The organism is Achromobacter sp. JD-1 (assembly GCF_038594925.1).
GTDB classification, from domain to species: Bacteria; Pseudomonadota; Gammaproteobacteria; order Burkholderiales; family Burkholderiaceae_B; genus Achromobacter; species Achromobacter spanius_C.
On the sequence record NZ_JBCGCS010000006.1, the window covers coordinates 1 to 14,690 of the forward strand.

The window sequence follows — 14,690 nt, forward strand, 5'->3', positions numbered from 1 at the left end:
CTGCTCAACCGACTGCTGCGCCGCATTCGCCATCCGCAATTGGACCTGGTCGGCTCTGGCGAATGGGATGGCGACCCGAACGAACGCTTTGACCGCCGTGATACGCAGCGTTGGCTGGCTCGGTTTGACGACGACAGTGATTGGCCTACGCCAGCGATTCGAGGCCGTACACCCGGCGGCACACCCACAGAACCCACGCCCACTCATGTTGTCGTAGGCGAGGAAATTCCTTCATCCGGCTGGTGGTACACGCTAGCAAAAACCGGTTCGCGTCGTCACTTCAACGCTGGCGAGCTCGCCCCACCCATACACCAAGACCCGTCGCGCGGCCGCGTCATCTGGCAGCGCGACATTGATCAAAGTGCCCCCGAACCCGAACCTGCACGCCGCGCCGAAACGGGCCAGCTCGCGCCGCGCGCGGGGCAGTGGCGAGGCGACGACAAGGGCGAAGTCCTGTGCGTAGTCGCCAAACATGAAGCCCTGCCCGCCTACAAGGGGCAAGCGATCATTTGGCACTGGGTGCACGAGGTCGACCCCGGCGCCAGCGCCCGCGTGCGGTCGGGACAGCCCTGCCCATACCCCGGAACGTGGACGTGCGAGGAAATGCCGACCGGGCCGCAGACCTTCGCCTATCAAAGTGCCATGCCACGGGTAAAGGGTCAGGACGTGACGTGGATACTGGTCAGGTTCTTGCGTTGACCGCCCGAATTGACCACACACGGCTTGGCGCTACCGCCCCAGCACCGATTCAACATCCGCGCCAAACGCGCAATAGCCCGGGTAACCCGGTCGTGCATCGCAGGCCATCAAGCAGCCGGACTTGCCGTTAGCAAAGCTCGCCGACACCGACATGCCGAAGCCGTAGGTGGGTGTCGTTACGTCGAACGCGCTTTCGCACACGGCCTTCGTGCTGTAGGCAAACGTCATGCCCTCTCGCCTGCCGTTGACGGCGAACGACACCTGGAAGCTGTTGTAGCTGTTCCAACCGGAACGAGGCAGCACCGCGAAGCGGTAATGCCTGGGATCGCGGCGTTCGCCGAATATTTTCAGTTGCGCCGACGTGGTGCGGGTGGTGGGCGATGGGTACGGTAGCGCGAGTAACGCGCGCGGATCGCCCAATACGCCCAGGTCCATGCCCAGGCCCTTTTGATAGAACGGCACGTCCAGGCTGGGGTAGCCGGAATATTCCACGCGCCGGGGCGGGCCGTCGTAGGTGTTGGTGCTGGGCTTGAAGTCGGGTGCGCGCGCGAACGCAACGTCCAGCGTCAGGACCACGTCCGTCGGCATCGCGTCTTCGGTGCGTACATGTTCTTGAAAGATCTCGGCTTGGCCCGCGCATCCCGCCAGCAGCGCCAACAAGCCAAACGTCGTCAAGCGCCGGATGGACCGCATCAATGAATTCGGCACCAATACATTCGACCTCACCTCACCGCTCCTGCGCCGTGGCAACCGGCAACGCTGCCGACTTCAGGCCATAACCATTGAACTGCCATCCGTTCTTGCCTTCTTGCCACTGAAAATTCTTGTTGATCCATTCTGCCTTCAAGTTGCGGTACAGACGGCGCTGGTCGATGCGCTTGCCGGCGTCCAGGGCCTTTCTGGCGGCCTGCGAACTTTCATTCCACATGCCGCTGAAAGCCTTCGTTTGCATGGCTTTGGTGAACGGCACGGTGGCGTAGGGGCCATCATCGAAGCGGCCAAGCCGGATCTCGTTGTCCAGCAACAGCGCGCCGTGCCGGTTGTCCGGCGACACGGATACCAACTCGGGAATGGAATGTAGTTTTTCCTTTTGCCGCTGATGCTCAAACCAAAGCACCTGGCCCGTCGATGTAACCAGCGCCCGCGAGCCCGCCGTGAACAGCAGCAGGTCCTTGCGGCCGGGTTGTGCCACGCCCATGTCGGGGTCGTGCATGTCGACGGTGGGGCTCAATACGCGTGCAAGCGGCGTGCCGTTTTGCACTGCGATCAGTATTGTGCCGACACCCATGAAGTCGTTCGACACTGCCACCAGCATCGGCTGGCCGCCTTGTGTAGGCCCCAGCGCCCGCACGTGGATGAACTCCACGGCATTCAAGGGCCGATAGGGCTTGCCGCGAAACAGGATGGCTCGCAGGTGTGAACGCGGATAGCCTTGCAGCGCGAAGTCGCCACCGATGGGCTCGACGATCTTTGCATAGGCATTCTCAGCGGCGGCGGGCTGCGCGCGGGCGATGGCGGGTATAGACGCAATCAGTGCCAGCGCAAGGCATAGGCAAGATTGCTTGCTTGGGCTGGAAAAAAGAGTGGCGCTGGATGGTTGCGGCAAGGCGGTTCGCGGAGGGTGCTTTGGACAAAGCGGTGCCGGCATTCTAGGGCATGCCAGACCTTGTCTTGCCATGCCTAGCCTTGCTGCGCGCCGTCCCCCGCCGACGGCACGCGTACCAAGGTGTCGGCGTTGACTTGCGCCACATCCACTACGCCCAGCAGGCCCATATTGCGCCTGACTTCTTCCACGATCAGCGTGATGGCATGCGCCACGCCGCGCTGCCCGGCCACCGTGGCCGCATAGTTGAACGGGCGCCCCACGAACACGCAGCGCGCGCCCAGCGCCATGGCCTTGAGCACGTCGGACCCGCGCCGCACGCCGCTGTCCAGCATCACGTCCATGCCAGCGGCCGCTTCCACGATTTCCGGCAGCGCTTGCAAGGGCGACAGGCTGCCGTCCAGTTGCCGCCCGCCGTGGTTCGACACGATGATGCCATCCATGCCCTGCGCCCGCGCGGTGCGCGCATCGTCGGGATGCAGAATGCCCTTGATCACCATCTGCCCTTGCCAACGCCGGCGGATGGCGGCCACGTGACGCCAGTTCAAATGGCCGCGGTCGGAAAAATCGCGCAGCACGTTGGCCGACAGAATCGGCGCGCCGCGCGTGGCGTAGTTGTTCTCGAAATGCGGCATGCCATGGCGCCACAGCGTGCGCAGGAACGTGCCGAACAACCAGCGCGGATGCGTGAGCCCTTGCCAGGCCAGGCCCACGCTGGGCCGCAGCGGCGTTGAAAACCCCGCCCGCACGTTGTTCTCGCGGTTGGCGGCCACGGGCGTGTCCACGGTCAGCACCAAGGTAGTCACACCGGCTGCTGCCACGCGGTCGATCAAGGCCGCAATCTGCGCATCGTCGCCCGGCAAGTAGGCCTGAAACCAGGTGCCCGGCGCGGCCTGCATCACCTCTTCCAGCCGGATCAGCGACGACCCGCTCATGATGCAGGGCACATTCGCATCCGCGGCGGCGCGCGCCAGCACCACATCCCCGCGATAACTCGACAGCGCCGAAATGCCCATGGGCGCCACGCCGACCGGCGCGGCGTACTCGCGGCCCAACACCGTGGTGCGCGTGCTGCGTTGTGATACGTCCACCAGCACCTTCGGCCGAAAGCCGTACTGGGCAAAGGCCTGCCGGTTGCCGCGCTCGGAATGCCCGTCTTCCACCGCGCCGGACACGTAGGCGTAGATGGGCTTGGGCAGGCGCCTTCTCGCTGCGGCTTCGAAATCATGCAGGCTGAGTATCTGGCGCAGGGGGTCGTACATGTCTGGCTCCTCGCGATCGGTCCGCGCACAGGCGGCCGCGCTGTTGTATTGGGCGATCGCGGACGACTATAGGCGCACCAGCGCTTTGAATAAAGTGACTTTATCGATATTGCTTATTACACTTTTCTTCGCTCTGGATCTTTCCCATGCCGCCATGACACTCAAGCAACTTGAAGCCTTTTACTGGGCCGCCACCTGCAAGAACTTCGCCATTGCCGCCAACCGGCTGAATATTTCCGTGTCGTCGCTGTCCAAGCGCATCGGCGAACTCGAGGCCTCCATTGGCGCCGACCTTTTCAGCCGCAGCGCGCGCAGCGCCACGCTGACGGCGCTGGGCGAACAACTGGTGCCTCACGCCAAGGACCTGCTGCGCAACGCCGACCAGTTCATGCAGCAGGCCAGCAGTAACCTGACTTTCTCGGGCCGCTGCCGTTTTGGGGCGGGAGAACTCACGTCTGTGACGTGGATGCCGCGCCTGATCGAAGAAATTCAACGCGCACACCCCAACCTGCTGGTCGAGCCCTATGTGGGCGTGGGTGAATTGGTGGAGCGCGGGCTGGAGGAAGGCGAGCTGGATTTTGCGGTGATCGCCGGGCCGTCGTCGCGCGCGTCCATCGCGTCACATTTGATCGGCAGCGCGGAATTTGAATGGGTGGCCTCGCTGCGCGCGGTGCCCGACCCTACCGCGCTGACGCCTGCCGATCTGCCCGGTCTGACCTTGATCACGCAACCGCAAAGCTCCGGCGTGATACGCATGCTGGACGACTGGCTCACCGAACAAGGCATCTCGCCGGGCCGCATGCAGTGCTGCAATAGTTGGGGCGCCATTGCAGGCATGCTGCGCCAAGGGTTGGGGCTGGGCTTTCTGCCCACGGCCTGGGCGCGCATCCTGATCCAGCGCGGCGACCTGCATCCCCTGCCGGGCTTGCCGCCCTTGCGGCCCCTGCCCTACACCTTTCAATGGCGGCGCGACGACACGCGGCCCATGCTGGCAAGCCTGCGCACCCTGGCGCAGGACACGCTGGAATTCGACGCGCCGGCGGGCATGGTCTAGCAGACACTGTTTCTAAAACTTCGCTCTTGAATAAGAAAATTATTCGCTTTATCTCCGCTTTCTGCCCGAGTAGAGTCGCTTCAAACAAGATTGAAGACTGACACGGAGACTGGGCACAATGCCGGATTTTGGTACCCCCTCGCAGAATTTCCCGAAACGTTTGTGCCGTTTGGACCTATGGCTGAACCCGGTGTTCGACCAGATCATCGGCGCGCAACCCGATATTGCCTTGTCGGTACTGCCGGCGCACGGTGACGACGCCCGCACGCTGGCGGGCCTGAAGACGGCCCACGCCTACCATGTGTCGGCGGCCAAGGACGAACTGCCGCGCCAGTGGTTCGTCAACGCCGAACTCATTGCGCAGTGCCCCGACCTGATCTGCGTGTCGTCCGGCGGCGCGGGCTATGACACGGTGGACGTGCCCGCCTGCACGGCGGCCGGCATCGCGGTCGTGAACCAGGCAGGCGGCAATGCCGCGTCGGTGGCCGAACATACGTATGCGTTGTTGCTGGCCGTGCAGCGCCGCGTGGTGGAGTCACACCAGCGCCTGCGCCACGACACGGGTTTTACCCGCGAAGACCTGATGGGCCATGAGATCCACGGCACCGTCATCGGGCTGGTGGGCATTGGCCAGATCGGCTCGCGCGTGGCCCGCATTGCGCAAGGTTTTGGCCTGCGCGTGATTGCGCATGACCCGCTGCTGGACGCCGACACCATCCGCGCACGCGGCGCCGAGCCCGTGTCCTTGCCCGAGCTGCTGGCGCAAGCCGACGTGGTGTCCTTGCATTGCCCCTTGGACAATTCGACGCGCGGCATGATCGATGCGCGCGCGTTCGCCGCCATGAAGCCGGGGGCCGTTTTCGTGTCGACGGCGCGCGGCGGCATCCATGACGAGGCGGCGCTGTACGACGCTTTGCACGGCGGCCATCTGCGCGGCGCCGGACTGGACGTCTGGCAACAGGAACCGCCCCCGCGCGACGCGCCGTTGCTGGCCCTGCCCAATGTGGTGGCCACGTTTCATACGGCAGGCGTTACGCACGAAGCCCGCCGCAACGTGGCGCAATCATCGGCCCAGCAGTTGATGGCCATGCTGCGCGGTGAACGGCCGCCGCAACTTATCAACCCGGAAGTCTGGCCGGTCACGCAAGCCCGACTGGCGAAATTGCAGTAACACGGTGCCGCGCCCGCGCGGCAACCGAACACACAGTGCGGCATGAAGCCGCCGACCCATCCCAAGAGGAGACAACATGCAACACCCCCCCTTCAAGCGCCGCACCCTGCGCGCGCTGGCCGCGTCCGTCGCCCTGCTGTCCGGCGCCACCCTGTTTGCCGGCGGCGCGCAAGCGGCCGGCTACCCGGAACACCCCATCAACCTGATCGTGTCCTACGGCCCCGGCGGCGGCACCGATCTGGTGGCGCGCATGATGGCGCCTTTCTTGCAAAAGTACCTGGGCAACGACGCGCGCATTGTGGTGCTGAACCGCCCCGGCGCGGGCGGCGCCATCGGCTTCACCGAACTGGCCCGTGCGCAGCCCGACGGCTACACCATCGGCTTCATCAACACGCCCAACCTGCTGACCATTCCCATCGAGCGCAAGTCGGCCTTCAACTGGAAAAGCTACGACCTGCTGGGCAATCTGATCGACGATCCGGGCGCCTTCACCGTGCGCAACGACAACGAACTGAAGACGCTGGCGGACCTGTCGGCCTACGCCAAGAAGAATCCGGGCAAGGTCACCGTGGGCACCACCGGCACCGGCTCCGACGACCACCTGGCCATGCTGCGCTTTGAAGGCACGTCGGGCGCCAAGCTGAGCCACATCCCCTACAAGGGCGCGGGCGAAGTACGCGGCGCATTGGCCGGTGGTGAAATCACCATCGGCGCCATCAACGTGGGCGAAGCGCTGCAGTACCAGAAAGGCGGCACGCCGCTGCGCTTTCTAGGTCAGATGGGCAATACGCGTTCGGCCGCGCTACCTGATGTGCCCACCTTCAAGGAACAGGGTTACGACTTCGAGCTGGCGTCGCTGCGCGGCCTGGCCGCCCCCAAGGGCCTGCCCGACGACGTGCGCGCAAAGCTGGTGGATGCCGTGAAGCGCACGGTGGACGACCCCGCCTTCCAGGCCAAGGCCAAAGAAATGTTCGTGCCCCTGCGTTACCTGCCGCCCGCCGACTACGCCCGGGAACTGGCCGACGGCGAAACCGAATTCCAGAAGCTGTGGAAGGACGCGCCCTGGCTGGACAAATAGGCCGCCCGATTCATAAGGCGCCCGATGCCTGGCGCGCCGGAGCCGCGTAGCGCAGCCAGGATCGCAAGGTGCGTGATCCGTCGCGTGCCCAGGCCTAGCGCGTCAGAATCTGCGGCTTACTTCGGCTTGACGTCTTCGCCGGGGTAGCCGTCGATGTAGGCTCGGCCCGAGCAACGCAGCATCGCCACGCAAGCCGGCGCGCCGGTCTTGGTGGTGCATACCGAGCGCGCCTGCTCGCGCGCGGCCACGGGGTCGGGGTTCAGCGCCGTGAAGCGCGTGCCCCGGCCTTCGCTGCCCTTCACCCAGGCCATGCCGACGCAGGTGTCTTTGTAGGTCAGGACCTTGCGGCAGTCCTTGCAGTCTTCCCATTTCAGCAGCGACGAGATGGCGTCGTCTTCCTTGGGATAGCCGTCTGAATACAGCAGACCGCCGTCGGCGTTTTCGGCCAGGGCACCCCAGAATTCGCGGTCGTTCACCTTGGCGGACAAGGCTTCCACCTCTGCCGGCTTGGCGCGCCTGGCGGCCTGCAGGTCGGCTGCGCTGTAACCCGGGCCGACGCAGTAAGGCAGGGTCATCAAGCGGCACTTGCCGTCGGGGCTGCCGGCCGTGCAACGGCGCATGGCTTTCTTGGCGGCCAGTTCGGGCGACACGCTGTTGCCGGGAAACAGATCCTGCCGCGAGTTGCGCGCATAGGCCATGCAACTGTCCGAGAACCAACCCAATTTCTTGCATTCCTTGCCGCCCTGGCGCCGGCACTCGGCCAGGCCCGCGGCCTCGGCATCCTTTTGCGATGCTTCGGGCAGGACCCAATAGGTCTTGTCGTGATTGCCATCGGTGGCGATGCCGCCAAATTGCTTGTCGGCATAGGCTGGGTTGGCCGCCAGGCCCGCCACCAAGGCGATAGCGGCGAAGGCGGCGCGGATCAGGGGGTGAAAGCGGGCAGGCATCATCGTCGGAATCTGGATGGGGTTGGAAGCGGGGAAGATCTTAGCAAAGAGCTCCCCCGCTCCATCCCCCCGAATTGCGCTTACCCAGGCATATTGCGTAACAAATTTCACATACCGTGATAGGAATGCTGGCCCCGTTTTCCGGTAAAAATGTCGGACTTTTCTTAAGCGCATCACTCGTCAGCACACGCGTGGCACCGGTTTCTCCGTGCAATGCCCTACGCGGGGTTTGTCACGAAGAGAAACAAACACAGCGCGCGAGGTCCGGTTTGCCTGCCCGCTGCGGATGCCGCATGCCCTCTGCCACGGAACATCGCCCGAACACCATGACGTTGCCTACGCAAGCCCCCAACCGCCGCAAACCGCTGCTGCTGCCGGCCGCCCTGATCGTCGCCGCGACAGGCTTGGCGGGGTGCGCCCCGATGCCCGACGGAGGTAGCTCCGGGCTGCCTTCGCTGAGCAATGTGTTCAAGTCGGGGCTGTCGTTTTCACCCAGCGTGAACGTGGCCAAGAACATGGAAGGCCGCTCCATCAACGACGCCATCGCCGCGCTGGGTGAACCGTCGAAGAAGCGCGCCGTAGGCAACACGATGGAACTGGAATGGTCCGACTACCAGGCCGCCCCCTACACGGAATGGGTCACCACGGGCACCAGCCAGCAGGTGGTGGGCATGATTCCCGCCACCAACACGTCCGCCGCCACACCGGTATTCCAGACCAATAGCACCGGCCACTATCAGAACCGCACGCGCGTGTATGAATGCACGGTGCTGATGCGCATGGAAAACAGCGTCATCACCAGTTCCAGCGTGGACGGCAATGTGTGCCCCGAGTTCATTTCAGCGTTGCGCAAGTGGGCGGGTGAAGCCGAGGCCAACAACTACGTGGTGAAGTAAGCGCCGCCCGGACGTACGCCGGGCCGGCCGGCGGCCCGCGCCAAACACGTCAGGCGTTGTCGGGCAGCTTTGCCACCACCTTGATTTCAAAGTCAAACCCGGCCAGCCACGTAACACCCACGGCGGTCAGCGAGGGATACGGCGCAGCGCCCCAATACTCTGGCACCACCTGCCAGATCTGCTCGAACCTGGACGCGGGGTCGACCATGAACACCGTCACGTCCACCACATTGTCAAAGGTGCAGTCCGCCGCTTTCAGAATGGCGTTCAGATTATCAAAGGCCAGCCGTACCTGCGCTTGCAGGTCGGGCTCGGGCGAGCCGTCCTCGCGGCTGCCGACCTGGCCCGAGACGAACAGGAATCCGTTGGACCGGATGGCGGGGGAATAGCGGTGGCGTTCGTAAAGCGCGTGGCGGCCGGCGGGAAAAACAACGTCTCGTGTCGTCATGAGTAGCTCCGTGGGAGGGCCGTCGTCAGGAAGGAAAGCGGCCCGTCGTTAGCGATGGCTCCACTGTAAAGACGCGCGGCGCGCCGATAAACGCGCAAACCTGTCCATCACTGTTTGTAGAATCCAAACACTCTTCAAGCCCGCCGGAGTTCCCATGGACCGATTCGATGCGATGCAGGCGTTTGCCCGCGTGGTGGAAGCAGGCAGCTTCACCAAGGCGGCCGAAACCCTGCACATGAGCAAGACCACCGTGACGCAGCTGGTGCAGCAACTGGAGGCGCGGTTGCGCGTCCGGCTGTTGAACCGCACCACGCGCCAGGTAAAGGTCACCGCCGACGGTGCCGCCTACTACGAGCGGGTGTTGAAATTGCTGGCGGATATGGACGACGCCGAAACCAGCCTGTCGGCGGCGTCGGCTTCGCCACGGGGCCGCTTGCGGGTGGACGTGCCCAGCCCCTTGGCGCGCATGGTGCTGATTCCGGCGCTGCCTGCCTTTCACGCGCAGTATCCCGATATCCAACTGGACATGGGCGCAAGCGATCGCATCGTGGATGTGATCGCGGAAAACGTGGACTGTGTGGTGCGAGGCGGCGAATTGACCGACCTGTCCTTGATGGCGCGCCGGGTAGGCGACCTGCAACTGGGCGTGTACGCCGCGCCCAGCTACCTGGCGCGCGCCGGCCAGCCGGCGCATCCGCGCGAACTGGAAGACACGCATCACCGCATCGTGGGCTATCTGTGGCAACGGCTGGGCAAGGCTTTTCCCTACGCCATGCAGCGCGGCGACGAAAGCGTGCACGTGCATGGGCGCTACGTGCTGGCGGTGGATGACGGCAACGCCTATCTGGCGGCGGGCCTGGCCGGGCTGGGCGTACTGTGGCTACCGGAATACATGGCCCAGCCGCACCTGGCCACGGGCGAATTGCAGCCGCTGTTTCAGGACTGGCGGCTGGAGTCCATGCCGCTGACCATCGCCTTTCCGCCCAACCGGCATGTCAGCACCAAGCTGCGGGTGTTTATCGATTGGGTGGTGGCGTTGATGGGACAGTACGCGCCGCTGGCGGCCCAGGCACCGGCGCGCACCCCATGAACCGCGGGTTCAGTTTGCCAATTTGATGGCGCCGCTATCCAGCAGTTTCTGCCATTTGGCCGTGTCGTCCGCAATAAAGCGCTGCAGGTCCGCGGGCGAGCCGCCTGCCGCAATCATGCCCGCAGTGGTGACAGCGGTTTGGAACGCGGGTGACTGCAGCGTTTTCTGCAAGGCCGCGTTCAACTGATCAAGCACGGCCGCATCGATATCGGGCGATGCCGCCACCGAAAACCACTGGCTGGCGGCATAGCCAGGAAAGCCGGATTCGGCAACGGTGGGCACTTCGGGCAAGGCGGCCAAGCGCTGCGGAGTCGTCACCGCATAGGCCTTGAGCGCGCCGGCCTTGATCTGCGGCAACACGGGCGACGAGCCCAGGATGGCCAAGGGAATCTGGCCGCCGGTCACGTCCGACACTGCCTGTCCGCCGCCCTTGTAGGGCACGTGCACGATGCGCGTGCCGGCAACCTGATTCAACAATTCGCCCGCCAGGTGTTGCGAAGTGCCATTGCCGGAACTGCCGTAGCTCCAGGCCTCGGGGCGCTTGCGTGCATCCGCCAACACGTCAGCCAAGCTGGGCAAGGCTTGCTTGGCCGGACCCACGATCACCATCGGCCCCTGCGCCATCAACATCACCGGCGCCAGCTCTTTGCCGATTGCCGGCTGCGGCGTGGGATAGATGAGCGGACCCGGCACCGTGATCAGGTAGCCGTCGCTGGCCTTGCTGCGCGCCACGATCTGAAGCGCGATGGCGCCCGACGCGCCGGGCTTGTTTTCCACCACCACGTTCAAGCCCGTGCGCTGCGCCAGGTCCTGCGCCGCCACCCGTGTCAACACGTCGGCCGAGCCGCCCGGCACGAAGCCCACAATCCAGTTGATCTGTTTGGCAGGCCAGACCAGCGGCGGCTCGGCCTGGGAAGCAACAGGCAGGGCCAGCGCACAACCCAGGCCCAGACACGCGATACTGCGACGTACAACGGTATTCATGATTTCCCCTTGTGCTTGGCGCCGTCTTTGCGGGCCGTTCAATCCCCGTCAGGTCGACCGGGCGTGGTGTTTGGGTGTTCGGCGCAAGACTGATTGAAGGCTTGCACCATTTTCAGCATGGGGCCGAGCACCCAGGTGTTGAAAACGAAGATATCGCTTTCTTCCTTGGGATCCTGCTTCAGATTGAACAGGTACGGCGATTCCAGCTTGCCCTTGCCCTCGTTCACCTCGGGTTCCCAGTAGAAGTGCAGCTTCCAGTCGCGCCATTTCAGGGCGCGCAGGTCGTTCTTGATGTAGAAAAGAAAGCCCTCGCGCGCCGAGTCCGGACGCGCGCCGGTAAAGAAGTCGGTCTGGTCGATGCCATCAATAGGCCGGTCTTGCGGCACGCTGGCCCCGCCGATGCGCGACAGCGTGGTGTACAGATCGGTCACGTGGACGATCTCGTTGGACACCTGGCCCGGTTTGACCTTGCCCGGCCAACGAATGATGAACGGCACGCGCAGGCTGCCTTCCATTGCCGTGTGATAGGTGCCGCTCCAGGGGCCGGCCGTGCCGCGATAGGGCTTGCGGAATTCCGGGCCGTTGTCGCTGCAAAAGATGAAGACGGTGTTGTCGCGCAAACCCAGTTCGTCGACTTCGGCCATGATCTGGCCCACGCGGTGATCCATTTCCACCATGGAATCGGCGAAGTCGCCCGCGCCGGTGCGTCCGGCAAAGTCGGGGTGCGGCAGCGTGGGAAAGTGCAGATGCACCAGCGGCAGATATAAAAAGAAGGGCTGTCCGCCGCGCGCCTGCTCGCGCATGAAGGTCTGCGCGTGCTCTACCAGTTCGGCGTCGATGCCGCGCCGGCTGTCCAGGTCGTACACCTTCACGTTGGTCGACGGCTGCCCGGCGCGGCCTTCCATGATGTGGGGCAAATCGGCCACGCTGGGATCAAAACCGATCGACGACGTGAACTGGCTTTCGTCCGTGGTACGCGGAATGCCATACCAATGGTCAAAACCACGATCCGACGGATAGCGGCCGGGAATATCGCCCAAATGCCATTTACCGTAATGCGCCGTGGCATAGCCTTGCCCCGACAGTTGCTGGGCCAGCGTGATCTCGTCGCGCGTCAGCCCTTGTGGCAGACCGGGCGGCACGGATTGCAGGCAACCGGTGCGGATGGGGTGCCGGCCGCTCATGAGCGCCGAGCGGGTCGGCACGCAGTCGCTTTCCACATTGAAGTTCTGCAGCAGCAGGCCTTCGGTGGCCAGCCGGTCGATATTGGGCGTGGGCGCGCCGCGCAGCGCCCCGCCGCCATAGCAGCCGAGTTCGCCCCAACCCAGGTTGTCAGCAACGATCAAAACGATATTGGGGCGATTCGACATCTGGCGGGCCTTTGTTTGAGTGGGGTATGTCCGAATTCTAGGCGTGCGCAAGCAGCGTAATATTCCCAAAAGTGCTATCTGGAATTCCTGTCGTTCATGAATCTATCCCTGCGTGACATCGAATATTTCTTGGCGGCCGTCGAGCACGGCCATCTGGAACGGGCGGCAGCGGCCTGCGGGGTCAGCCAGCCCGCGCTGTCCAAATCCTTGCGGCGCCTGGAGGCCGACACCGGGCTGGCCCTGATGCTGCGGCACGGACGCGGCTTGACGCTGAGTTCCGAAGGCATGGTGTTCCTGCAGCACGCCAAACGGCTGTGGGCCGAATACCGCGATGCGGTCCGCCACGCCATGGAACTGCGGGTGGGCGAAGCGGGGCTGCTGCGCCTTGGCGCCACCGGCGCCACGATGGACAGCGTGGTGATGCCGGTGCTGGACCGCTTGCTGCCTCGCCGTCCGGCATTGCGAGTGCAGCTTACGCAAGGGCTTTCCGACGATCTGAATGCCCGGGTGGAAAGCGGCAAGCTTGATCTGGCCATCACACCCGTCTATACCGATGGCCCCGCCAGCCTGCGCCACGAAATCATGTTCGACGATGCCTTGTGCGTCGCAGCCAGCAGGCGCCACCCGCTGGCCTCGAAGGCGCGCGTGACGCTTGGTGACGTAAGCAGCCAGCGCTGGATACTGCCCCCGCCCACGTCCGTGTCTCGCCACTTGCTGGACGCACGTTTCTCGGAAGCGGGCCTGGGCCTGCCGCTGGCCGCGCTTGAGGTCGAACATTTTTCCGAAGGCTCGCTGCGGCTGCTGGCCGGATCCGAGATGCTGGCGATATTGCCCCGAAGCGCGCTGGCCACCACGGCGGATGTGGCGGCGCTACCGTTGGCGCTGGGGCCGCCGCTACGGCGCAACATTGCCTTGATTTCGCGGCACGGGACACTGTGGTCGCCGCTGATGAAAGAGTTCCGTGAGGCGGTGTTGGCGGGCGCGTAGCGCGGGGTGGGCCACAGCAAGCACCCTGTAACTCATGAAATATTGTGAAGCCCCCTGGTACACACGCGCCTATATACTCGCCAGCGCACGGCAGGCCCCAGGCGCTTGTCACCGACTAGATGATCGGCGCGAACTGCCCGCTGCAAATCGAAAACAACATAACAACGTAACCGCTATGACCTCCTCCTTGAAGGCCTCCCCAACCCTGCGCGCGACCTTGGCCAGCCTGCTTGCCGTAGCGTTTGCCGCCCTGGCCACGACGCCCACCGCCGCCGCGCCCAACGCGCCCGGCTCCCTCTCGCGGCAAGCCGCGGCGGCCGTCACGCCGCCCGACGCCGCCACGGTGATGGACACCCTTTTTCAGATTGACGGTAAGGGCGAAACGACGGTCGAGGTCGAGAATGGCCGCATCGCCACCTACTGGTTCGGCCATGCGTTCGAATCCGAAGGCACGCACTATTACACCGGCTTCGCCTGGCAGACCGCCCCCCGCTACACCCAGGCGGCGGGCGCTCAGACCGAAGCGGAACACGAAGCTGGTCCCGGCACGCGGGTGAACCTGGCCGAGGCCACTTTCGTCCTGACCGACCCGGCCTCCGACACACCCTGGAAATTCCGTGGCATGGAGCCCACCATCGGTGAATTTGGCGCGTACGAGCGCGGCGAAGATGTCGACACCGGCCGCAAGCCGCGGGAACATCGCACCCCGGCCGGCAAGCTGCTGCTGGCCGTGCCCACCACCAACTTTGACAACGGCATCACCAGCGACGGCTATGCCCTGCTGGTTTTCAACCCCGAACGCTTGAAAAACGACATCGACGGCCACGTCTGGACCTATGTGGGTAGCGTGCCGACCGGCGAAGACAACAGCGCGGCCTGCGCCGATGGCGACGTCATGCCCTGCACGTCCAGCACGGGCGAACTGGTCTTTTCCCAGGACGGCCGGCAGGACATGCCCACGGTGACCGTCAAACCCAGCGGCACCACGATTTCCGGGCCGAACAAGACGCGCCAACTGGGCGCAGCGGACGTAGCCGTATATGCCTTTGATGCCGCCTCCCAGGTTTACGTCGCCAAATAGGCAAACGGGGCAGGCAGCCC

Annotated in this window: 14 protein-coding genes and 1 pseudogene; 8 read left to right on the plus strand and 7 right to left on the minus strand. The window is 64.5% G+C overall.

The window, feature by feature from the left end; translation table 11 throughout:
* Positions 1-699: pseudogene (locus tag WBR68_RS11175) on the plus strand (hypothetical protein); the annotation flags it as partial.
* A 30-nt stretch (positions 700-729) separates the two neighbouring features.
* On the opposite strand, the gene WBR68_RS11180 reads toward WBR68_RS11175, so the two are convergent.
* From WBR68_RS11180 to WBR68_RS11190, 3 genes are all read right to left on the minus strand, one after another.
* The gene (locus tag WBR68_RS11180) at positions 730-1,425 is read right to left on the minus strand and encodes a hypothetical protein (protein WP_230694233.1); all 696 of its coding nucleotides are present in this window, start codon (positions 1,423-1,425) and stop codon (positions 730-732) included.
* A gap of 1 nt (position 1,426) precedes the next feature.
* Complete coding sequence (locus tag WBR68_RS11185; RefSeq protein WP_230694235.1) at positions 1,427-2,305, minus strand: hypothetical protein; 879 nt, start codon at positions 2,303-2,305, stop codon at positions 1,427-1,429.
* A 74-nt stretch (positions 2,306-2,379) separates the two neighbouring features.
* A complete protein-coding gene (locus WBR68_RS11190) occupies positions 2,380-3,564 on the minus strand; it encodes an alpha-hydroxy acid oxidase (protein ID WP_230694237.1) in 1,185 nt (394 codons plus the stop codon).
* Positions 3,565-3,718: 154 nt separating this feature from the next.
* On the opposite strand from WBR68_RS11190, the gene WBR68_RS11195 reads away from it, so the two are divergent.
* The 3 genes from WBR68_RS11195 to WBR68_RS11205 all read left to right on the plus strand — a co-directional run bounded on the left by WBR68_RS11195 (position 3,719) and on the right by WBR68_RS11205 (position 6,867).
* Entirely contained in the window at positions 3,719-4,618 is a 900-nt protein-coding gene (locus WBR68_RS11195; protein ID WP_230694239.1) for a LysR family transcriptional regulator, read from the plus strand.
* Between the two features lie 118 nt (positions 4,619-4,736).
* Positions 4,737-5,789, plus strand: coding sequence for a hydroxyacid dehydrogenase (locus WBR68_RS11200; protein WP_050444935.1), 1,053 nt, complete (start codon positions 4,737-4,739; stop codon positions 5,787-5,789).
* 76 nt (positions 5,790-5,865) lie between these two features.
* Positions 5,866-6,867: a Bug family tripartite tricarboxylate transporter substrate binding protein gene (locus tag WBR68_RS11205; protein WP_230694240.1), complete on the plus strand. Its 1,002-nt coding sequence runs from the start codon at positions 5,866-5,868 to the stop codon at positions 6,865-6,867.
* Positions 6,868-6,983: 116 nt separating this feature from the next.
* Here the strand turns inward: WBR68_RS11205 and WBR68_RS11210 are convergent, their stop codons facing one another.
* Positions 6,984-7,817 (minus strand): DUF4189 domain-containing protein, encoded by an 834-nt coding sequence (locus tag WBR68_RS11210; RefSeq protein ID WP_050444937.1) that lies wholly within the window; start codon positions 7,815-7,817, stop codon positions 6,984-6,986.
* A 290-nt stretch (positions 7,818-8,107) separates the two neighbouring features.
* Between WBR68_RS11210 and WBR68_RS11215 the strand changes: the two genes are divergently transcribed.
* On the plus strand, positions 8,108-8,710 hold the full coding sequence (locus WBR68_RS11215) for a hypothetical protein (protein ID WP_230694242.1): 603 nt from the start codon (positions 8,108-8,110) through the stop codon (positions 8,708-8,710).
* A 49-nt stretch (positions 8,711-8,759) separates the two neighbouring features.
* On the opposite strand, the gene WBR68_RS11220 is transcribed toward WBR68_RS11215, so the two are convergent.
* Entirely contained in the window at positions 8,760-9,158 is a 399-nt protein-coding gene (locus tag WBR68_RS11220; protein ID WP_050444938.1) for a RidA family protein, read from the minus strand.
* Between the two features lie 154 nt (positions 9,159-9,312).
* Between WBR68_RS11220 and WBR68_RS11225 the strand changes: the two genes are divergently transcribed.
* Positions 9,313-10,248, plus strand: a complete 936-nt coding sequence (locus WBR68_RS11225) for a LysR substrate-binding domain-containing protein (protein ID WP_050444939.1) — start codon at positions 9,313-9,315, stop codon at positions 10,246-10,248.
* A gap of 9 nt (positions 10,249-10,257) precedes the next feature.
* Here the strand turns inward: WBR68_RS11225 and WBR68_RS11230 are convergent, their stop codons facing one another.
* Both WBR68_RS11230 and WBR68_RS11235 read right to left on the minus strand, forming a co-directional pair.
* Positions 10,258-11,232 carry a Bug family tripartite tricarboxylate transporter substrate binding protein gene (locus WBR68_RS11230; protein WP_230694244.1) on the minus strand — a complete coding sequence of 325 codons (975 nt, stop codon included), beginning with the start codon at positions 11,230-11,232 and terminating at the stop codon, positions 10,258-10,260.
* Between the two features lie 38 nt (positions 11,233-11,270).
* On the minus strand, positions 11,271-12,602 hold the full coding sequence (locus tag WBR68_RS11235; RefSeq protein ID WP_050444941.1) for an arylsulfatase: 1,332 nt from the start codon (positions 12,600-12,602) through the stop codon (positions 11,271-11,273).
* Positions 12,603-12,698: 96 nt separating this feature from the next.
* Here WBR68_RS11235 and WBR68_RS11240 point away from each other — a divergent pair, with 96 nt between their 5' ends.
* Together WBR68_RS11240 and WBR68_RS11245 are read left to right on the plus strand one after the other, a co-directional pair.
* Complete coding sequence (locus WBR68_RS11240; protein WP_050445020.1) at positions 12,699-13,589, plus strand: LysR family transcriptional regulator; 891 nt, start codon at positions 12,699-12,701, stop codon at positions 13,587-13,589.
* Positions 13,590-13,764: 175 nt separating this feature from the next.
* Entirely contained in the window at positions 13,765-14,670 is a 906-nt protein-coding gene (locus tag WBR68_RS11245) for a hypothetical protein (protein ID WP_230694246.1), read from the plus strand.
* Positions 14,671-14,690: the final 20 nt, after the last annotated feature.

Excerpts from the sequence above, each read along its gene's own strand:
- WBR68_RS11190 (WP_230694237.1), bottom strand. The coding sequence starts at position 3,564 with ATGTACGACCCCCTGCGCCAGATACTCAGCCTGCATGATTTCGAAGCC.
- WBR68_RS11195 (WP_230694239.1), top strand. The coding sequence starts at position 3,719 with ATGACACTCAAGCAACTTGAAGCCTTTTACTGGGCCGCCACCTGCAAG.
- WBR68_RS11200 (WP_050444935.1), top strand. The coding sequence starts at position 4,737 with ATGCCGGATTTTGGTACCCCCTCGCAGAATTTCCCGAAACGTTTGTGC.
- WBR68_RS11205 (WP_230694240.1), top strand. The coding sequence starts at position 5,866 with ATGCAACACCCCCCCTTCAAGCGCCGCACCCTGCGCGCGCTGGCCGCG.
- WBR68_RS11210 (WP_050444937.1), bottom strand. The coding sequence starts at position 7,817 with ATGATGCCTGCCCGCTTTCACCCCCTGATCCGCGCCGCCTTCGCCGCT.
- WBR68_RS11215 (WP_230694242.1), top strand. The coding sequence starts at position 8,108 with ATGCCCTCTGCCACGGAACATCGCCCGAACACCATGACGTTGCCTACG.
- WBR68_RS11220 (WP_050444938.1), bottom strand. The coding sequence starts at position 9,158 with ATGACGACACGAGACGTTGTTTTTCCCGCCGGCCGCCACGCGCTTTAC.
- WBR68_RS11225 (WP_050444939.1), top strand. The coding sequence starts at position 9,313 with ATGGACCGATTCGATGCGATGCAGGCGTTTGCCCGCGTGGTGGAAGCA.
- WBR68_RS11230 (WP_230694244.1), bottom strand. The coding sequence starts at position 11,232 with ATGAATACCGTTGTACGTCGCAGTATCGCGTGTCTGGGCCTGGGTTGT.
- WBR68_RS11235 (WP_050444941.1), bottom strand. The coding sequence starts at position 12,602 with ATGTCGAATCGCCCCAATATCGTTTTGATCGTTGCTGACAACCTGGGT.
- WBR68_RS11240 (WP_050445020.1), top strand. The coding sequence starts at position 12,699 with ATGAATCTATCCCTGCGTGACATCGAATATTTCTTGGCGGCCGTCGAG.
- WBR68_RS11245 (WP_230694246.1), top strand. The coding sequence starts at position 13,765 with ATGACCTCCTCCTTGAAGGCCTCCCCAACCCTGCGCGCGACCTTGGCC.